Annotated in this window: 1 protein-coding gene; it reads left to right on the top strand. The window is 63.1% G+C overall.

Going from position 1 to position 1,205, the window contains the following annotated elements; translation table 11 throughout:
- Positions 1–96 precede the first annotated feature (96 nt).
- Positions 97–1,197 carry an ISAs1 family transposase gene (locus GGD57_RS28980; protein ID WP_184473598.1) on the top strand — a complete coding sequence of 367 codons (1,101 nt, stop codon included), beginning with the start codon at positions 97–99 and terminating at the stop codon, positions 1,195–1,197.
- The last annotated feature ends 8 nt before the right edge of the window (positions 1,198–1,205 follow it).

Below are 1,205 nucleotides of genomic sequence, written 5' to 3'. Positions count from 1 at the left end.
AACCCCTCCCCACAAGGGCAGGGGAATCGCATATAAGTATTGCGTCTGCTGAGCTGATGGATTCAGTAGCGGCTTTCTCTGATTTGGGGAGAGCCGATGTCTGTGTTGATCTCGATATTGCGGGAAGTTCGCGATCCGCGCGACGTGAATGCCCGGCACGATCTGGGGGAGCTGCTGTTTCTGGCGCTTTTGGCGACGTTGTGCGGTGCCAAGACTTGCGTGGAGATGGCGGAATTCTCCGAGGCGCGGCAGGAAGAACTTCGCGAGATCGTCGCGCTGCGGCATGGTGCGCCGAGCCACGACACGTTCAGCCGGGTGTTTCGGCTGCTCGACCCAACAGAACTGGAGCGCGCGTTCGGCGCCTTCATGACGGCGTTGCGGGGCGCGCTCGGCTTGCCGGCGCCCAAGGGCGTGGTGGCGATCGACGGCAAGTCGCTGCGGCGGGGATACGACAAGGGCCGCGCCTTCATGCCGCCCTTGATGGTGAGCGTCTGGGATGTCGAAACGCGGCTTTCGATCGCCGCGATGCGTGCGCCGGGCGGCGACGAGATCAAGGCGACGCTCAGTGTGCTCAAAGCATTGACGCTGAAGGGCTGTACGGTGACGGCAGATGCGCTGCACTGCCATCCGGCGATGGCCCAGGCGCTGCTTGCGGCCAAGGCACAATACGCGCTCGGGCTGAAGGCCAATCATGGACCGCTGTTCAGGGCCGCCGAAGCCGGCTTTGCGGCGGTGACCGATCTCGCCGTCTTCGAGACCCGCGAGCGCGGCCATGGGCGAGAGGAGCAGCGCCGTGCCTCGGTGCTGCCGGTCGACCGGCTGGTCAAACGGCCCAGCCTGCCCGGCCTCAAGGCGATCGGCCGTATCGAGGCGGTGCGCACTGGCGCCAATGGCAAGCCAGAGCAGGCCGTCCGCTATATCGCCCTCTCCAAAGTCCTCACGCCGAAAAAGCTCGCCGAAGTCGTGCGCGCCCACTGGACAATCGAAAACCAGCTCCACTGGATCCTCGACGTCGTCTTCAACGAGGACGATGCTCGAACGCGCAAGGACAACGGACCGCAAAATCTTGCTGTCATCCGCAGGCTGGCACAGAATATCTTACGAGCCCACCCGCTCGACAAGCCCATCGCAAGCAAAATGCGCAGAGCAAACTGGAACAAAGAATTCTTCTTCCAGCTCTTTGCTCATATGCGATAGCCCTGCCC

The organism is Rhizobium esperanzae (genome assembly GCF_014197615.1).
GTDB lineage: Bacteria > Pseudomonadota > Alphaproteobacteria > Rhizobiales > Rhizobiaceae > Rhizobium > Rhizobium esperanzae_A.
Note: the sequence above shows the minus strand (reverse complement) of the source record. Positions and strands in the feature narration are given on the sequence as shown.